Origin of the sequence: Larkinella sp. VNQ87 (assembly GCF_049445795.1) — a bacterium.
Classification (GTDB): domain Bacteria; phylum Bacteroidota; class Bacteroidia; order Cytophagales; family Spirosomataceae; genus Larkinella.
Genome location: NZ_JBMSDT010000013.1, coordinates 23,570 through 40,388, shown reverse-complemented (window position 1 = coordinate 40,388; position 16,819 = coordinate 23,570). Strand labels below are relative to the sequence as shown.

The window sequence follows — 16,819 nt, the reverse complement described above, 5'->3', positions numbered from 1 at the left end:
AAAGTTGTCTTTATAAAGAGAGGATTGACTTTTAGTAGGATCAAATAGGCTAAACCCAAGATCATGCCACCTCGTCAACGGATCGACTTTTCTAATCAGCCATTTCAGGTAAACGCCAAACCGCTGACGCCTGCCGCGTCGGAAGGTGAGGCTGTGGACGAAAAACCGGGTCGGGTCGATACCGAGTTATTCATCCGCCGGACGTTCGAGGAAAGTCCCCAGAAGGGCTGTGAACTGTTGTTCCGGCGCTATCACCAGGCCCTGTGCAGCCACGCCGTGCGGTATGTGTACTCGAAAGAAACCGCCGAAGATCTGGTCAGTGACGTCTTCTGCAAATTCTGGAAAACCCGGGCTTATGCGACCGTTACAACCTCCTATCGGCTTTACCTCTTCCGCAGCGTCCGGAACGAAGCGTATAACTACCTCCGGCTGGAATTTCAGAAGCTCGATGGCATCGAGACCGCCGAGGTTCGTGAGGGCGCGCTCAGCCAGCGCCCCGACCAGGTGCTTCAGTTTGAGGAAGTAGCCCACAAAGTCGAAGACCTCGTGGAGTCACTCTCTCCGCAATGCCGCAAAGTCTTTCTGATGAGCCGGTTTGAAGGCAAAAAATACCAGGACATCGCTACCGAACTCGGCCTTTCCATCAAAACCGTTGAAGTTCATATCGTTAAGGCGCTTAGCATTGTCCGCAAAGGCCTGAAAGATTACTGGCTGATGACCTTTCCGATCTGCGGGCATTTCCTTTTTTTCTGATTCACCACACCTAGCCGAAACCGTCCGGCCAACGGAATTCTATGCCTACCAAGTAGTTTATGGTTTTTAATTTATGGTTTATAGTTAAAGATAATCATCTAATTGTCAGCCCCTTCTTCTAAAAGCTATAAACTATTTTAAACTGAGTACTTACACTATGATGAACTATGGAATCTGAAGTGAACAAGAACCTGATTTTTAGCTATTTCAGCCGCACAGCCTCGCCCTTGCAACGGGAGCTGATTGCACAATGGCTGCGGGACGAAAAGAATGAAGAGCTTTATTATGAATGGCTGGAAGAATGGGAAAATAACCACCCGCAATACCTGACAGAAACGGATCGGGCGCAGCAACGCTATACGGATTTTCTGACCAGCCACCCACATTCGGAACCATCACCCGACTGGCAACCGCCCGTTCCCGGCTTTAAAACCGGGTTCTGGCGTCCCTGGCTGGTGGCCGCTTCGGTGATCTGTTTGCTGGGGCTGGGCGGTCTGCTGTTTAAAAACCAACTGCTGTTCAAAACCTACAAAACCGCTTATGGAGAAACCCGCTCTCTCCGGCTACCCGATGGCAGCAAAGTCACGCTGAATGCCAACTCCTGCCTGCGGGTTCCGCGCTGGGGCTTTGGTAGCCAGACCCGCGAAGTGCTGCTCACCGGCGAAGCCAATTTCTCGGTGGTCCACACGCCTGATAGTCAGAAATTTATTGTCAAAACCCGGAAAAACTTCGAGGTGGTCGTGTTGGGGACCGAGTTTACGGTTTTTGCCCGCAAACGGGGCGCCCGGGTCGCGCTGACCAAGGGGCAGGTCCGCTTCAACTATCAGGCAGGCGCTACCTACAAACAAGTGACGATGAAACCGGGCGAACTCGTGACGCTCGACCGCCAAAACCGCATTGCCCTCCGGAAAGTCCGCTCGTCGCAACTCCGGCCGACCTGGGGCGAAAAGCGGTTTGTCTTTGAAGAAACCTCGCTGCAGGAAGTGGCCTACCTACTGGAAGAAAACTACGGCTTGCAGGTCAGCATCAGCGACTCGACGCTGGCCGACCGGGTGCTGATGGGCTCGTTTCGGGCCGACAATGTCGATCAGCTTTTGGCATCGATCTCTGAACTGCTGGACATCAGCGTCGTTCGCCAGGGTAACCGCGTTCAACTAACCAACCATTGATTCTAAGTAGTTCATCGTTTTTGGTTTATTGTTTATAGTTAATCATAACCAACTATCTATCAACCTGTTGCTATAAACCTTAAACTATAAACTTTAAACTGAATACTCATTCCCTTATCCCTTTGTTCTATGACCAACTCTATTCAGAAAGTTACCCAGACGGGGCTTCTTTTAACTTTGCTGCTACTCAGCCAGCAGCCCGGCTGGGCGCAGGCAGGTTTGCTGGCGAGCAGTGTGCAGCAGCGCACCCTGAAGTTGTTCAACGGTCCCTCCCGGCAGTTGAAAGATGTGCTGACCGAACTCAAAACCCGGTATCGCGTCGATATTCTGTTTGAACTACGGGCTGTCGAAGGTGTTTCGGTGGCGGCTGGTAGCATCCGCCCTGACGTGAGCCTTGAGAAAAACCTGAGCACCATCTTGAAACCGCTTGGCTTCCGGTATAAGAAAGTCAACAACAGCTCGTACCTGGTCATCAGCGACAAAAAGACGCGCAAACTGGTCGGTATCGACGGTTCGCTGCTTGAGTTGGACCCCACCACCCTACCCGCTGAATCGGCAGCCGCCGAAAAACTCCCGGACGCAACAAACCCGTCCGTCACCCCGGCTCCCGTTGCCGCCGTTGACCGAACGATTAGCGGAACCGTGAAGAGTGAAACCGGTGAAGCCCTGCCCGGCGTCAGCGTGGTGGTCAAAAACACCACGCGCGGCACGTCGACCGACGCCGAAGGTGCCTTTCGGCTGAACGTTCCCGATGGGGCCGCGACCCTGGTTTTCTCCTTTGTCGGATATCTGAATCAGGAGGTTGCGATTGGAAATCGCTCCACCATCAACGTCCAACTCGCGCCCGATCAGAAGACGCTGAACGAAGTCGTGGTGGTGGGTTACGGGGTGCAACGCAAATCGGATTTGACGGGGGCCGTCGGAACCGTGAAAGCCGAAGCCTTGCAGGAACGCCCGGCGGCTTCGCTCAACCAGGGGCTGGCGGGCCGCATTACCGGCGTGAACGTGTCGGTTAACTCGGGTCGGCCGGGCGGGCGGGCCAACATCCGCATCCGGGGAAACACCTCGGTCAGTGTAGCGAATAACCCGCTGTATGTCATCGACGGTGTCATTCTGAACGCCACTGGATTGACCAACGGCAGTACACCCATCGACTACATCAACCCCAACGACATTGCAAGCATCGAAGTCCTGAAAGATGCGTCGGCTACGGCCATCTACGGTGCCCGGGGCGCGAACGGCGTCATTCTGGTCACGACCAAACGCGGCAGCCAGACCGGCGGACGGGTCACGTATGACACCGACGTAAGCATCGGGGTTTTGCCCAAAAAACTGGAACTCCTGAATTCGGAAGAGTTTCTGCGGGTGGAAGATATTGCGTACGTCAATGCCCAGAAATATGACCCCGTCGGCTGGGCGGGCGGAAAATACAAAGATCCGAAAACCAAGCGCACCAACCCATTGCTGTTCGACGCCAGCGGAAAACCGTTGTACGACACCGACTGGCAGGACGAAGCGTTCCAGAGAGCCTTCACCCAAAACCACCAGTTGTCGTTCTCGGGCGGAAACGCTACCGACAGCTACGGCGTGTACCTCGGCTACCGGAACGAGAACGGTCTGGTCAAAGAATCCTGGCTGAAGCGGTTTGCCGGGCGGTTTGTGTTCGATAGCCAACTCAAAAGCTGGCTGAAAGTGGGCGGGAGCCTAAGCTACAACGACCAGAACGAAAACCAGATCGATCCACTGGGCGCGGGCGGCATCATTGCCATGCGGCAGGTGCTGGAAGCGTTGCCGATCATTCCGGTGAAATACCCCGACGGTCGCTGGGGCGGCAATGAGGATTACCCCGGTATGGAAGGGGGCGGCAACCCGATCAACATCCTGAAGGAGCGGCTGAATTACATCAAAACCCAGACCATGCTGGGCAACGTCTACGCCAACCTGAACCTGGCGAAAGGACTCGAACTGCGCACAACCGTCGGCACCAACATCATCAACCAGCGGATCGACCTGTACAGCGGCCGGACGCTCAATTACATCTCGCGCAACCAGAACGGGATTGCCACCGTCACCAACGAACGGCATAACTCCTGGCAATTTGAAAACTACCTGACCTACAACCGGCAGTTCAACAACATCCACTCGTTTACGGGGCTGCTCGGGCTGTCGTGGCAGCACGTCGACCGGTTTACGGCGGTGGCTTCCACGCAGAATTTTCAGGACGACTACTTTCTGTTCAACAACCTCGGGGCCGGTTCGAACCCGCAGGCACCGAGTTCGTCGGCCGTGGCCTATGGGCTGAACTCCTATTTCGGCCGGGTCAATTATGGACTGAAAGACAAGTACTTACTAACGCTGACCGGCCGGATCGACGGTTCGTCGAAGTTCGGTTCCGAAAACCGGTATGCGTTTTTCCCCTCGGCGGCTCTGGCCTGGCGCGTCACGGAAGAGGATTTTATGAAAAGCCTTCCGGCCATCTCCAACCTGAAAATCCGGACGAGCTACGGCGTCACGGGGAACTCCGAAATTACGGCCTACCAGGCCCTGGCCGGGATGAGCAACTACTCGGTGATTTTCGGGGGTGCGCGGGCCATCGGCATCGGAACCGGGCGGCTGGCGAACCCGGATTTGCGCTGGGAAAAAACGCACCAGATCGACGCCGGGATCGAACTCGGGCTGCTCCAGAACCGCTTCTCGTTCGAGGTCGACGTGTACCGGAAGCTAACGACGGATATGCTGTTGAGCGCGCCGGTGCCCTACAGCAGTGGGTACGAGACGGTTTCGAAAAACGTGGGCAGTATGGAAAACAAAGGGATTGAGTTTGCCCTGAACAGCGTCAACATCAATAGCGGAGACTTTGCCTGGAACACGACCTTCAACGTTTCCTACAACAAAAACAAGGTCATTGCGCTGACGGGCGGTTCCGACATTTTCATCGGCTCGACGGTCGTGCGCGAGGGCCAGCCCGTCGGTTCGTTCTTCGGTTTCGTTCACCAGGGCACCTGGAGCACGTCCGAAGAGTCGGAAGCGGCCAGATACTTGAAAAAGCCGGGGGATGTGAAGTACCAGGATGTCAACGGCGACGGCATTATCAACAACAACGACCGGGTGATCATCGGCAAAGGGATTCCGGATGTCTTCGGTACGTTCCTGAACACGTTCAAGTACAAAAACTTCGATCTGACGGTCGATCTGCAATTCATGACCGGCAACGACGTGCTGTACCGCAGCGAACACTCGGCCGAAGACCGCACCGGGATTGCCAACAGTTTCAAAACCGTCCTGAATGCCTGGACGCCGGAAAACCAGAACACGCCCATTGCGCAGTTGCGGCCCGTTTCGGCGGGGTACAACACCAACGAGGACACGCACCGCGTGAAAGACGGTTCGTTCCTGCGGGGCCGCAACCTGCTGCTGGCCTACACGTTCCCGAGCCCTGTCACCAGTAAGCTGAAACTGAACCGGTTGCGGGCCTATGCCTCCGTCCAGAACTTCTTCCTGAGCACGAAGTATCCGGGCTACGACCCGGAAGTATCGACCACCGGGAACGCCTTCGATCAGGGAGTTGCGCTGTACGATTATCCCAAACCGCGCGTGTTTATGATCGGTTTGAACGTTGGTTTCTAATTCACTCAAAACAGCCCATCACGATGAAATTGAATAAAAAAAACGTCGGCCAATGGATGCTTTGCTCCGCGCTGTTGCTGAGCGGAGCCGGTTGTTCCGACTTTCTGGACGAAACGGACCCGTCCAACTTTACGGTGGAGAGCTATTTTACCAAACCCGAACACGCTACCAGCGCCGTCAACTCGATTTACGACGCCCTGAAAACAACCACCGGGGGCGGTTTTAACGGCGCACCCTGGATGATGCTCGAATTTGCGACCGGCCTGGCCAACACCGAACTCGGGCAGGCCGTCAACAGCATTTTCGTCCGGAATCTGAACAACACCTCGGACAACGAATACGGACGGATTTACTGGGCCAGCAGCTACAAGGGCATCGGCAATGCCAACCTGGCGATTGCCAAAATTCCGGGTATTGCGATGGACGAAGCGGCCAAAAAGAAAGCTTTGGGCGAAGCCCGGTTTTTGCGGGCCTGGTACTATTATAACCTGGTGCGAATTTTCGGCAAAGTACCGCTGATTACCGAACCCATCGGCCTGACCTCCGAAAATCTGATTCCCGAAGCGGCCACCGAAGAAGCCATTTACACCCAGATCGTGGCCGACCTGACGGAAGCCGAAGCCTCCGGTTTGCCGTATCTCGACAAAAGCGGCCGGGTGTCGCTGGGTGCTGTGAAGTCGCTGCTGGCGGGTGTGTACCTGACGATGGCGGGCTACCCGCTGCAAAAAGGGGCCGAGTATTATAAGAGAGCCGCCGACAAGGCCAACGAAGTCATCACGTCCAACCAGTACAGCCTGTTTGCGTCGTACGACGACCTGCACGACCCGACGAAGAAAAATACCGGCGAAAACATCTTCATGGTGCAGTTTGCCGCCAACATTCAGCCATCTAACTGGCAAACGTCCATCATTCCCTACAACCAGGGCATTTCGGCCTATTCCGACGAAACCGGGGCTATTTTTGCCAATAAAGAATTTGTGGAATCGTACGCCAAAGGCGACAAACGGGCCGAGGAAAAGCAGTTTTACTACAAAACGTACACGCTGAGCGACAACCGCTCCCGCACGGTCGATCTGGGCGGGTACTACATCTACAAGCATTTCGACACGGCCGCTCACCTGACCACCACCAGCAGCGACCTGAACTGGCCACTGATCCGGTATGCCGAGGTGCTGCTGACCTACGCCGAAGCCCAGAACGAAGTGTCGGGACCGACGCCGGAAGCCTACGAAGCGGTCAACAAAATCCGCCGGCGGGCTAATTTGCCCAACCTCAGCGGCCTGACCAAAGAACAGTTGCGCGAAGCCGTCTGGCGCGAACGCTGGTACGAACTGAGCTTCGAGAACATCACCTGGTTCGACATGGTCCGGCTCCGGAAAGCGTTCAACGTGACCACGAAAGGCTTCGACAACTACGTGGGCCACAAGTTCTCGTACGGCCCGGTTTTGAAAGAACGCGAACTGCTTTTCCCGATTCCGACCGCCGAAATCCGGAACAACAGCAAATTGAAGCAGAATCCGGGGTATTGATTCAACGCGAACTATGGAATTATTTTCTGATTATTAGCCGTTTCAGTGCCAGCGGCACGTCATGTTTGTAGAGAATCACGGTTATTTTGTTTATCAGCGTGCCGTAGGTACGCCATTCAACTTGGGTTGCGTACCTACGGCACGCGTAAAGTGTATAGAAAACCGGATTTTCTATAACCATTCGACCCCGATGGGGTCAAAAAATCTCCTAGTTCCTGTTAATTCAGAGATTTGGCAATGCCCTGTCGGCGGTTGAACACCCTGACAGGGCATTACTTTTTTTCTGTGGCAACTGGTCAGGCCAAGGGCCGCTTTCTATCACCTAAAGACCGACCTTCCCCGCAGCTTCCCTTTCTGCGGACGGCCTGAACAAGCTTTTCGCAGGTATCTTTCCGTCCCAAAAACAAAGCCTGGACTCTTGATAAAAGAGTATTAAAAATTTAATCAATACTATTCTTGCAATCGAAAAATTATCCCTTACCTTTAATGCGTATAAACTACACATTACTGATTTTATTGACTTTCCCTGTTTAAGGCCGGGATACGCAAACCAATCTATCGCATGAAAAAGCTTGTATTTACCATCGCCTGTCTGACTACCCTCTCTGCGGCTTATGCTTCCGCTCCATCCGTCGCGGCCCCCAACCGTCCGGACGTGCAGGTGCTGGCCGATTCCGTCGATCTGACGCAGTACGTGGGCAAGTACAAATTTGAGGGTCTTCCGTTCGAACGACTGACGATCGAGGTGCAGGATGGGAAGCTGACCGTCAGCACCGGCAGCGAAGGCGGCCCTGTGACACCAATGAAAGATCCCGACACGTTCGATGCGTCCGGACAGGCCACACTGAAATTTGTGCGTGATGCCGACAAGAAGGTGATAGGCCTAACCCTGGAAGCGCAGGGATCGGTTTTTGAAGGCAAGAAAGAATCCTGACGGTTTTACGGTTTACAGTTTTCGGTATACAGTTTTCAGGATTCGGTGTTCGTTATTCAGCGTTCATTATTCACTACTCCGTTGTCACGAGCGACATACCAACGACCACGGAATATCGAATAATGAACACTGAATAACGAATATCGAAATGTCGGTGAACCGTATACCGGCTACCCTACCCCGTTACCCCGTTTTTTCCTAACCCCCCATTGATCCATGACCTTTTTTACCAAACCGGCCGGGAAAGCCATTGGCTTGCTGGCCTTGTCGCTGCTTGGTCTGCCCGCGCTGTCGCAGACAGCCAGTTCCTTGCAAACCGGTTTTCAAAATCCGCCCAACGCGGCCCGGCCCCGGGTCTGGTGGCACTGGATGAACGGCAACATCACGAAAGACGGCATTCAGAAAGACCTGGAGTGGATGCAGCGCATCGGAATTGGCGGTTTTCAGAACTTCGACGCCAGCCTGTTTACGCCCCAGGTGGTTGCCAAAAAACTGGTGTTCATGACCCCGGAGTGGAAAGACGCTTTCCGGCACACCACCGACCTGGCAACCAAACTCCAGCTCGAAATGGCCATTGCCGGATCGCCGGGCTGGAGCGTGACGGGTGGGCCGTGGGTGCAGCCGCCGGACGCCATGAAGAAGTACGTCTGGACCGAAACGCGCGTCGCGGGCGGGCAGCGGTTTTCGGGCAAACTCCCCCAGCCATCGGACAAAACCGGGCCATTTCAGCAGGTAGCCCTGCAATCGAGTATGCTGGGACAAGCCCCTGCCAACCTGCCCAATTTTTACCAGGATGCCGCCGTCATGGCCTACCGCTTACCGGCCAGCGACAAACCGTTTACCGAACTCAACCCGAAAGTAACGTCCAGTGGCGGCACATTCAGCCTGAACGAGCTGACCGACGGCGACCTGACCAATGCGAAGTACCTGCCGCCCCTAGCAGTCGGCGAAGAGATGTGGATTCAGTACGAATTCGACGCCCCGCAAACGTTCAAAGCCTTTTCCATTGCCGGGGCCAGCCAGACGGCCTTGCAGGAGTTCAACGGCGGACCCGAAAACCGGATGCTGAAAGTGAGCGACGATGGTATCAATTTTCGGGAGATTGCGGCTATTCCGGGGAGTATTGTGCCGCAAAACACACTCAGTATTCCGCCGACGACGGCCCGGTTTTTCCGGTTTACGTTCAAAACCCTGCCGCCCGAAGTCAATGTGTTTGCCGCAATGGCAGGCGGAAAAGCCGAAGCTCCGAAACCGGTGGGCGTGAACGTGGCCGAAGTGGTCTTGTACAACACTGACCGCATTAACTTGTTCGAAGACAAAGCCGGTTTTACGCCCTGGAAAGAAACGACAAGCCTGGCCACCAACCCAAAAGCCGACGCTATTCCCACGGAGGACATCGTGGATTTGACGGCCAGCTTGAAACCGGACGGTTCGCTGGACTGGAACGCTCCGGCCGGAAACTGGGTCGTTATCCGGCTGGGCTATTCATTGACGGGTCGGCAAAACCACCCGGCTTCGCCCGAAGCGACCGGGTTGGAAGTGGACAAACTCGACAAAACCGCCGTTCGGACTTACATCAACACCTACCTTGATCTGTACAAGGACGCGACGGGCGGACTGATGGGTGCCAAAGGACTTCAGTACATGGTGCTCGATAGCTACGAAGCGGGGCACATGACCTGGACGAAAACCCTGCCCGAGGAGTTTGCCCGTCGGCGCGGCTACGACCTCAAACCGTGGATTCCGGTGCTGACCGGCCGGGTCGTGAAAAGCACCGAAGATAGCGAGCGGTTTTTGTGGGATTTTCGCAAAACCATCGGCGAACTAATTACCGAAAACCATTACGAAGTCATTGGCGATGCCCTGCACCAGCGCGGGATGAAACGCTACACCGAGTCGCACGAAAACAAGCGGATCTACCTGGCCGACGGCATGGACGTGAAGCGCAAAGCCGATATTCCGATGTCGGCCATGTGGATGCCGGGCAGTCTGGCGGGTGGCAGTGAAGAAGAAACCCGCAGCAAAGCCGACATCCGTGAATCGGCCTCGGTGGCGCATATTTATGGGCAAAACCTGGTCGCGGCCGAGTCGATGACCTCCATAGGCAATGCGTTTTCGTTCCATCCGGAGAAACTGAAACGCACGGCCGACATGGAAATGGCCTCGGGTCTGAACCGATTTGTAATTCACACCTCCGTCCACCAGCCGCTCGACGACAGGAAACCCGGTTTTTCGCTGGGGCCGTTCGGGCAATACTTTACCCGGCAGGAAACCTGGGCCGAGCAGGCCAAATCCTGGGTCGATTACCTGGCCCGAAGCTCCTATCTGCTCCAGCAGGGAAAACCGGTGGTGGATGTGCTCTATTACTACGGCGAGAACCAGAACATCACCTCGCGCTTTGCCAGCCAGTTGCCCCCGGTTCCGGCGGGTTACGAATACGATTTTGTCAATGCAACGGCCATCCGGACGGCGCTGAAAGTCGAAGGCGGCAACATTGTGGCTCCGAGCGGGATGCGCTACCGCCTGATGGTGCTCGATTCGTCGGCGCGGCAGATGACGCTGCCGGTTTTGAAGAAACTGAATGAGCTGGTGAAAAGCGGGATGAAACTCGCCGGAACCAAGCCGGAAAGCTCCCCGAGCCTGAGCGACAATCCGGTGGAATTCCGGGCGGTAGCCGACGCGCTCTGGCAACACCCGAATGTGTCGAAAGCGTCGATTCAGGAAACGTTACAAACGCTGAAACTGGCGAAGGATGTGGCCGTCTCGAACGCGAAAGCCCCGGTTTTATACGTCCACCGACAAACCGCCAGCGAAGACATTTACTGGCTCAACAGCCGCAGCGAGACTCCGAACGAAGCCATGGTGAGCTTTCGGGTGACGGGCAAAGTACCCGAGCTTTGGCACCCGCAAACCGGAAAAGTCGAGAAGGTATCGTACCAGATCAAAGACGGGCGGACCATCGTGCCGCTGCCATTCGACCCCTGGGATGCGTATTTTCTGGTGTTCCGGCAAAAAGCGACGACCACCGCGTACACAAAACCGCCGGTTTCCGAGTCGGCCGTCGCCCAAATCGACGGCCCCTGGACGGTACGGTTTCAGGCGGGTCGGGGGGCGCCGGAGCAGGCGACCTTTGCCCAACTAACCTCCTGGACCGAACACACCGAGCCCGGCATCCAATATTTCTCGGGAACGGCCACCTACGAAAACGCATTCAACCTGCCAACCCTCGCCAACGCGGGCCGTTACATACTGGATCTGGGCGAAGTAAAGAATCTGGCGGAGGTGATCGTGAACGGCAAAACCGTCGGGACGGCCTGGAAAAAACCATTCCGGCTCGACATCACGGACGCGCTGAAAACCGGCCGGAATACCGTACAGGTCAACGTCACGAATCTTTGGGTCAACCGCCTGATTGGCGATGCGCAACCCGGCGTTGCCAACAAGATTACCTTCACGACTATGCCGTTTTATCCCGCCAACGCACCGTTGTTGCCGTCGGGTTTGCTGGGCGCGGTGCAGGTGGTGTTGCGGAAGTAGAGACGCGATAAATGTAGAGACGCAATTTATTGCGTCTCTACCAAAACCGATCCGAAAACCTTGTGGGGCAAAAAAGGGACCGTTCGCTCCGACGCGATGCGGTTTTTGGGTAGATTTGTTTTGTGATGATTTACCTCGACAACAACGCTACGACCCGCATCGACCCGCGCGTTTTGGAAACGATGATGCCGTACCTGACGGACACGTACGCCAATGCCGCCAGCACGCACCTGTTTGGACTGGTGGCGCACGAAGCCGTCAAAACCGCCCGGCAACAGATTGCCGACCTGATCGGGAGCGAAACGCACGAGATCATTTTTACGTCCGGGGCCACCGAAGCCATTAATCTGGCGATCAAGGGCGTTGCCGAACAGTATCAATTAAAGGGTCGGCACATCATAACGGTGCAAACCGAGCACAAGGCGGTTTTGGATGTCTGCGAATACCTGGAAACCCGAGGCTTTGAGGTAACCTATCTGCCGGTGCAACCCGACGGCCTGCTCGACCTGGACACGTTGAAAACCGCTCTCCGGCCCGATACCATCCTGGTGTCGGTGATGCTGGTGAACAACGAAACCGGCGTTATTCAGCCCATTTCCGACATTGCCGAGTTGGCCCACGAAGCCGGGGCGCTGTTCATGACCGATGCCACCCAGGCCGTGGGTAAACTGCCGATTGCTGTGGATCACCTGGGACGGTCCGACGCTTCGGTTGACTTGCTGACGCTATCTGGACACAAACTTTACGGCCCGAAAGGCATTGGTGCGTTGTATGTGCGGCAACGACGGCCCCACAAAGTAAAAATTCCGGCCCTGTTGCACGGGGGTGGCCACGAACGCGGGTTGCGAAGCGGAACGCTCAATGTGCCCGGGATTGTGGGGTTGGGCAAGGCGTGTGAGCTGGCCCGGCATGGGATGGTGGTAGAGACGCAATTAATTGCGTCTCTACGGGACCACCTTGAAACCGCCCTCCTCGAAATCCCCGGCACCCGCGTCAACGGAAACCGGGAAAACCGGCTTTACAACACGACGAACATCCTGTTCGAACACTGCGACTCCGACGCGATGATTATGGGACTGGAAGGCATTGCCGTGTCGAACGGTTCGGCCTGTACGGCGGCTTCCATCGACCCGTCGCATGTTTTACTGGCGATGGGCCTCACCGAAACCGAAGCCTTTTCGTGCCTGCGCTTCAGCCTGGGGCGGTTTACGACCGAAGCGGAGATTGCAAAAACCGTGAAGGCGATGAAGGACGTGGTGGAGGGGCTGCGGGCGATGGTGGGGTAAGTCATGTTTTGTTTTCAATCAGAAAGTCATACGTATGCCGAAGGTTATTGAATACTTTGGACTTATTTTTTACTTCTATAGTAACGAGCATTTACCGGTTCACGTCCATGTGAGCCAGGCGGAATATGAGACTATTTTTGAACTTTTTTTCGAGGATGGTCAGTTAACAGATGTGCAAATCCGGAAGGCCGACGGTATTGAGATGCTGCCGGCAAAAGACCAGAAAGAAGCCTTGAAAGTAGTTGAAACCTATGCCGACGAAATTGCCCAGAAATGGCTTGAATTTTTTGTCTTGAAAAAGAAGCCTGCGCTTCGAAAAATCACTAAAAGGTTATGAGAACATTAGCCATAACGGAGGCAGCATACGAAGGAGAGTATCGGCTTCGGCTGCATTTTTCAGACGGAACCTGCCAGGTTGTTGACTTTGGCCCTTTTTTGCATACTCATCCACATCCTCAGCACAACAAGTATCGTCAATTAGCTAATTTTAAACGCTTTCGGATTGAACGGGGAAATGTTGTTTGGGGCCAGGATTGGGATTTAATTTTTCCGGTTTCGCAGTTGCATCAGGGGTATGTAGGGCCTGCGGTTTATTAATTTATCCCATCAGTCCGTGAGCTTTTTCCTGCCTGCGGTTCAGCCTGGGGCGGTTTACGACCGAAGTGGAGATTACCCAAACTGTGAAGGCAATGAGGGACGTGGTAGAGGGGCTGCGGGCGTGCTTACAGAATGGTAATTTTCAACGGAGTATGATGCTGGATAAGCTGATAATCAGACCGGTTGAAGGTTATCAGTTCGTCGCAAAACTCTTCGGCAATGGCGGTATGCAGGCAGTCGCTGGTATGATGAAAGCCAACTTGATAGGCAATAGCGGTTGCTCGCCTGAAATGATTTAGTGTAACGGCAACGGGCTCGGAAATGGACAAATCGGATAAGCTTTCCCTAATCGCATCGCAACTTAACCGACACTTAGCCAGCACGAAGGCTAGTTCGTTGAGCGAGTGAGTCGAAATGAAAAACTAGCCCTTACTAGCTGCCTGTTCGATGAGTCGCCTGGCCGTTTCATGTTTGGCGTTATCCTGCTCAACATAAAAGTTAACCAGAAGATCCGTGTCAAAATAAATCATTAGTGGTTGCCCTCCCAATACATTTCGTCGATCAGCTTGTTGATGTCGATCTCAGGAGAAATCTTTTTCGGCGGATATTTTTTTTGGGTTTCCAGCATACGCTTCACCATATTCTGCTGATCAACAACTCGCTGATTCTCAGCCGATAGCGGCTTTCCCGATCCGCTAACCGTGATTGTAAGCGTTCCCTGCTCATCAAACAGCCGTTTCAACTGCTCCAGCCATTCGGGTGTCAACTGTTCCTGTTTCAGTACAAACGTCGCTTCCATAGCGCTGCGGGGTAAGTAGTCTGCTAAGATAACGGAATCGCACCGGTTTTGTGCGATAATCATCAAAATTAGCGGCTCCCTCGCACGTCCTGCTGGCGATGGGTCTCAGCTAAACCGAAGCCTTCTCGTGCCTGCGGTTTAGCCTGGGGCGGTTTACAACCGAAGCGGAGATTGCCCAAACCGTCAAGGCGATGAAGGAAGTCGTAGAAGGACTGCGGGCGATAGCAGGATAAAGACCCTGCAAATTTAAAGTGCGACTTTAAATTTGCAGGGTTAAAGGTATTGGTGATTTACTCTTGGAAATCGCTGGTCAAATTCGGCAAACTCGTCTTCAAGGTGCTGTTGCTCGTGAGCATCCAACTTACTTTATCTTTGCCGAATCGCTATTTGCCTCCCAGCCTCTTTACCTCACTTACAAAGTTTTCCCAATCTTCCAGTAAATCTGTAATCGCATCAGTAGTTCTATCCCAGGTATAGAGCGACCAGAAGCTTTCATAGCCAATCTGGGCAGCGGCTTCGCGTATCGTCGCTACTTTATCCGGTGGGCAGCACTCCGAGAAAAGCCATACCTTGGAAACGTACTTTTTTAAGTCTTCGCAGTACTCTTTCTCGATATGACTTTTTTCCAGGTATGATTTACAACTAATTACAGCAATCGTGTCCTCCTGTTCGATAAATTTAAAATCCATTACCGGGTGGATACCCCCATCGCCGTTCCAGCGCATAATGTGCCCTTCCCTGTGGATAATGATGTCGCACTCGCGGGAACAGAAGACTCCGTTTTCGTCGATGATATGCCCCCAGCTTGCTGTCAAGCCGGTTCCCTGTAAGAACTCACGGATTGTATAGATCAGCAATGCCGAAAAACGTAACCCACGTACAAAAGGGAGGATATTACCTTTGTTTTTACCCGGCTGGCTTTCAAGCATCCGGATGAACTTATCAAGACGATATTCCTGTAGCCCCGCTTTAATGGTTTGAAATTTCTGCCGTATCAAAACTTTCTTGTGTCCGTCTTCCATTACTGCAATAAGGCGTAGGTAAAATCTCGGAGTGTTTTGTGCTGACGGCGGGCCGCCTGACGCAAAGCCTGTTCGCCTTTAGGGGTTAGCTTCATCGAACCAACGCCATCCTCCAGAACGACATCTACAATTTCCGAAGGGCCGGTTATTTTAGATAACTCGGTACGTAGCTCGTTAATATCCCGCTGCAACGACTCGGCCGGAAACTGAACGACGGAGACCTTGATATTTTTCGAGTCTTGCAGCTTCCTAATCAGGGTTTCAATAGGCTCATTAGGTAGCTGTTTTCGCAACGGATTTAGCAACCGAAGGTCCGCGTAAGCTAACTGGCCTTCCTTAATCTGATCGACGATAACATCTTGATCGGCGTTGGAAAACTTAGCCAGATTATGCACTACCGAAACGCTGTCAATCGCTCGATTCTTTACTAATGTCTGCGCCTTTGGCGAAAGCTTGTGCACCCGCAGGAACTGATTCAACATGCTGGTTGAGAGACTTAACAAAGCAGCCGCAGCCGACAGACTTCCCAGGTGATTGCTCAGCCAATCGATGTCTTCGGCAATCTCGAAAATAGATAGGGCGCGTTTGGGCCTGCGTGTATTGGCAAGCAGCCTTCCGATTACTTCAGTCTCCGTTTTCATGCCGATTGATTCGTTAAGAAGTCGCTACTGATGAAGTCATTGGTTATCAACCACTCTGTCAGCGCATCCATGATGATCTCTTCAGAGTCTTTTGTTAAGGCCTCTGAAGCCTTTTGTAGAGCTTTCTTAATCCGAGGGTGTAAGTTTAAAATAATTGTAGGTTCCAAAACAGGAGCGAGCGCGTAGTTGACAATCTCTTCGGCCGTGGCTGCTGGATTAGACTTTCCGTAATCGGCCGCTCTCCGTATGTCGTGTTTGGTCATGGTGACCATTTGATCAACAATGGCATCGGCTTTATTGCCATCACCCTGAGCGGCTTCGATGGCTCGTTTGGCATCCAGCATCGACAATTTCCCGTCGTTAATCATCGACAGGATTTTTGGTGTGGCCGTGGCCTCCACGTTGATGTACCGACGAATGGCCGTAATGCTCAGCCCTAGTTTATCTTTTACCTTATACTCGTCTTTTCCAAACTCGTTGTACAAGCTGGTAACGACGCGCATAATGTCGGCTTCGTTCAAATCCTGACGCAGCAGGTTTTCGGATAACGACAGAATAATGGCATCGGTATTGGAGATGGTATCGGTAAACGTAGCTTTGATAGTCGGCCACCCCAGACGTTGATGCGCCAGAAAGCGACGCTGACCCACCACCACATCATAGGGTTTGTTGCCTTCCGGCCCCCGCAGCAGAATGGGCTGCATCAGGCCATTTACGCGTATGCTTTCGGCCAGTTCGTCCAAAGCCGCCTGCGAATTAGCCGACTGAAGGTCACTGCGGACGTTGATTCCCTGAAGGCGAATATCCGAAAGCGGAACTTCTTGTACCTGACTTGTTTGCATAATGGTATGTGTTGTACTCTGTATGAACACTATGCTTAGCTATCAGCAAGATAACGAAAAGTTGGGGTGGTTGGGTTTTACTG

14 protein-coding genes are annotated in these 16,819 nt (G+C 53.7%); 9 read left to right on the top strand and 5 right to left on the bottom strand.

The genetic code is table 11. The features are described 5' to 3' along the window. Window positions 1-63 precede the first annotated feature (63 nt). The 9 genes from ACO2Q8_RS21610 to ACO2Q8_RS21570 all read left to right on the top strand — a co-directional run bounded on the left by ACO2Q8_RS21610 (window position 64) and on the right by ACO2Q8_RS21570 (window position 13,432). Window positions 64-753, top strand: a complete 690-nt coding sequence (locus ACO2Q8_RS21610; RefSeq protein WP_423346943.1) for an RNA polymerase sigma-70 factor — start codon at window positions 64-66, stop codon at window positions 751-753. Between the two features lie 167 nt (window positions 754-920). Beyond that, window positions 921-1,922, top strand: a complete 1,002-nt coding sequence (locus ACO2Q8_RS21605) for a FecR family protein (protein ID WP_423346942.1) — start codon at window positions 921-923, stop codon at window positions 1,920-1,922. Between the two features lie 129 nt (window positions 1,923-2,051). Beyond that, the gene (locus ACO2Q8_RS21600) at window positions 2,052-5,549 is read left to right on the top strand and encodes a SusC/RagA family TonB-linked outer membrane protein (protein WP_423346941.1); all 3,498 of its coding nucleotides are present in this window, start codon (window positions 2,052-2,054) and stop codon (window positions 5,547-5,549) included. 23 nt (window positions 5,550-5,572) lie between these two features. After that, window positions 5,573-7,078: a RagB/SusD family nutrient uptake outer membrane protein gene (locus ACO2Q8_RS21595; RefSeq protein ID WP_423346940.1), complete on the top strand. Its 1,506-nt coding sequence runs from the start codon at window positions 5,573-5,575 to the stop codon at window positions 7,076-7,078. Between the two features lie 562 nt (window positions 7,079-7,640). Continuing rightward, complete coding sequence (locus tag ACO2Q8_RS21590) at window positions 7,641-8,012, top strand: DUF3471 domain-containing protein (protein ID WP_423346939.1); 372 nt, start codon at window positions 7,641-7,643, stop codon at window positions 8,010-8,012. Window positions 8,013-8,228: 216 nt separating this feature from the next. Further along, entirely contained in the window at window positions 8,229-11,549 is a 3,321-nt protein-coding gene (locus ACO2Q8_RS21585) for a glycosyl hydrolase (protein ID WP_423346938.1), read from the top strand. A 125-nt stretch (window positions 11,550-11,674) separates the two neighbouring features. After that, window positions 11,675-12,835, top strand: a complete 1,161-nt coding sequence (locus tag ACO2Q8_RS21580; RefSeq protein ID WP_423346937.1) for a cysteine desulfurase family protein — start codon at window positions 11,675-11,677, stop codon at window positions 12,833-12,835. 34 nt (window positions 12,836-12,869) lie between these two features. Continuing rightward, entirely contained in the window at window positions 12,870-13,172 is a 303-nt protein-coding gene (locus ACO2Q8_RS21575) for a DUF4160 domain-containing protein (RefSeq protein WP_423346936.1), read from the top strand. Further along, on the top strand, window positions 13,169-13,432 hold the full coding sequence (locus ACO2Q8_RS21570; protein WP_423346935.1) for a DUF2442 domain-containing protein: 264 nt from the start codon (window positions 13,169-13,171) through the stop codon (window positions 13,430-13,432). Before ACO2Q8_RS21575 ends, ACO2Q8_RS21570 begins: the two co-directional genes overlap by 4 nt. A 125-nt stretch (window positions 13,433-13,557) precedes the next feature. On the opposite strand, the gene ACO2Q8_RS21565 is transcribed toward ACO2Q8_RS21570, so the two are convergent. The 5 genes from ACO2Q8_RS21565 to ACO2Q8_RS21545 all read right to left on the bottom strand — a co-directional run bounded on the left by ACO2Q8_RS21565 (window position 13,558) and on the right by ACO2Q8_RS21545 (window position 16,736). Then, window positions 13,558-13,848 (bottom strand): PIN domain-containing protein, encoded by a 291-nt coding sequence (locus ACO2Q8_RS21565; RefSeq protein ID WP_423347121.1) that lies wholly within the window; start codon window positions 13,846-13,848, stop codon window positions 13,558-13,560. A gap of 113 nt (window positions 13,849-13,961) precedes the next feature. After that, window positions 13,962-14,231, bottom strand: coding sequence for a hypothetical protein (locus ACO2Q8_RS21560; RefSeq protein ID WP_423346934.1), 270 nt, complete (start codon window positions 14,229-14,231; stop codon window positions 13,962-13,964). Window positions 14,232-14,614: 383 nt separating this feature from the next. Then, window positions 14,615-15,253 carry a hypothetical protein gene (locus ACO2Q8_RS21555; RefSeq protein ID WP_423346933.1) on the bottom strand — a complete coding sequence of 213 codons (639 nt, stop codon included), beginning with the start codon at window positions 15,251-15,253 and terminating at the stop codon, window positions 14,615-14,617. Then, window positions 15,253-15,894 carry a hypothetical protein gene (locus tag ACO2Q8_RS21550; RefSeq protein ID WP_423346932.1) on the bottom strand — a complete coding sequence of 214 codons (642 nt, stop codon included), beginning with the start codon at window positions 15,892-15,894 and terminating at the stop codon, window positions 15,253-15,255. The genes ACO2Q8_RS21555 and ACO2Q8_RS21550 overlap by 1 nt, the downstream gene beginning before the upstream one ends. Then, window positions 15,891-16,736, bottom strand: a complete 846-nt coding sequence (locus tag ACO2Q8_RS21545; RefSeq protein ID WP_423346931.1) for a ParB/RepB/Spo0J family partition protein — start codon at window positions 16,734-16,736, stop codon at window positions 15,891-15,893. The genes ACO2Q8_RS21550 and ACO2Q8_RS21545 overlap by 4 nt, the downstream gene beginning before the upstream one ends. Window positions 16,737-16,819: the final 83 nt, after the last annotated feature.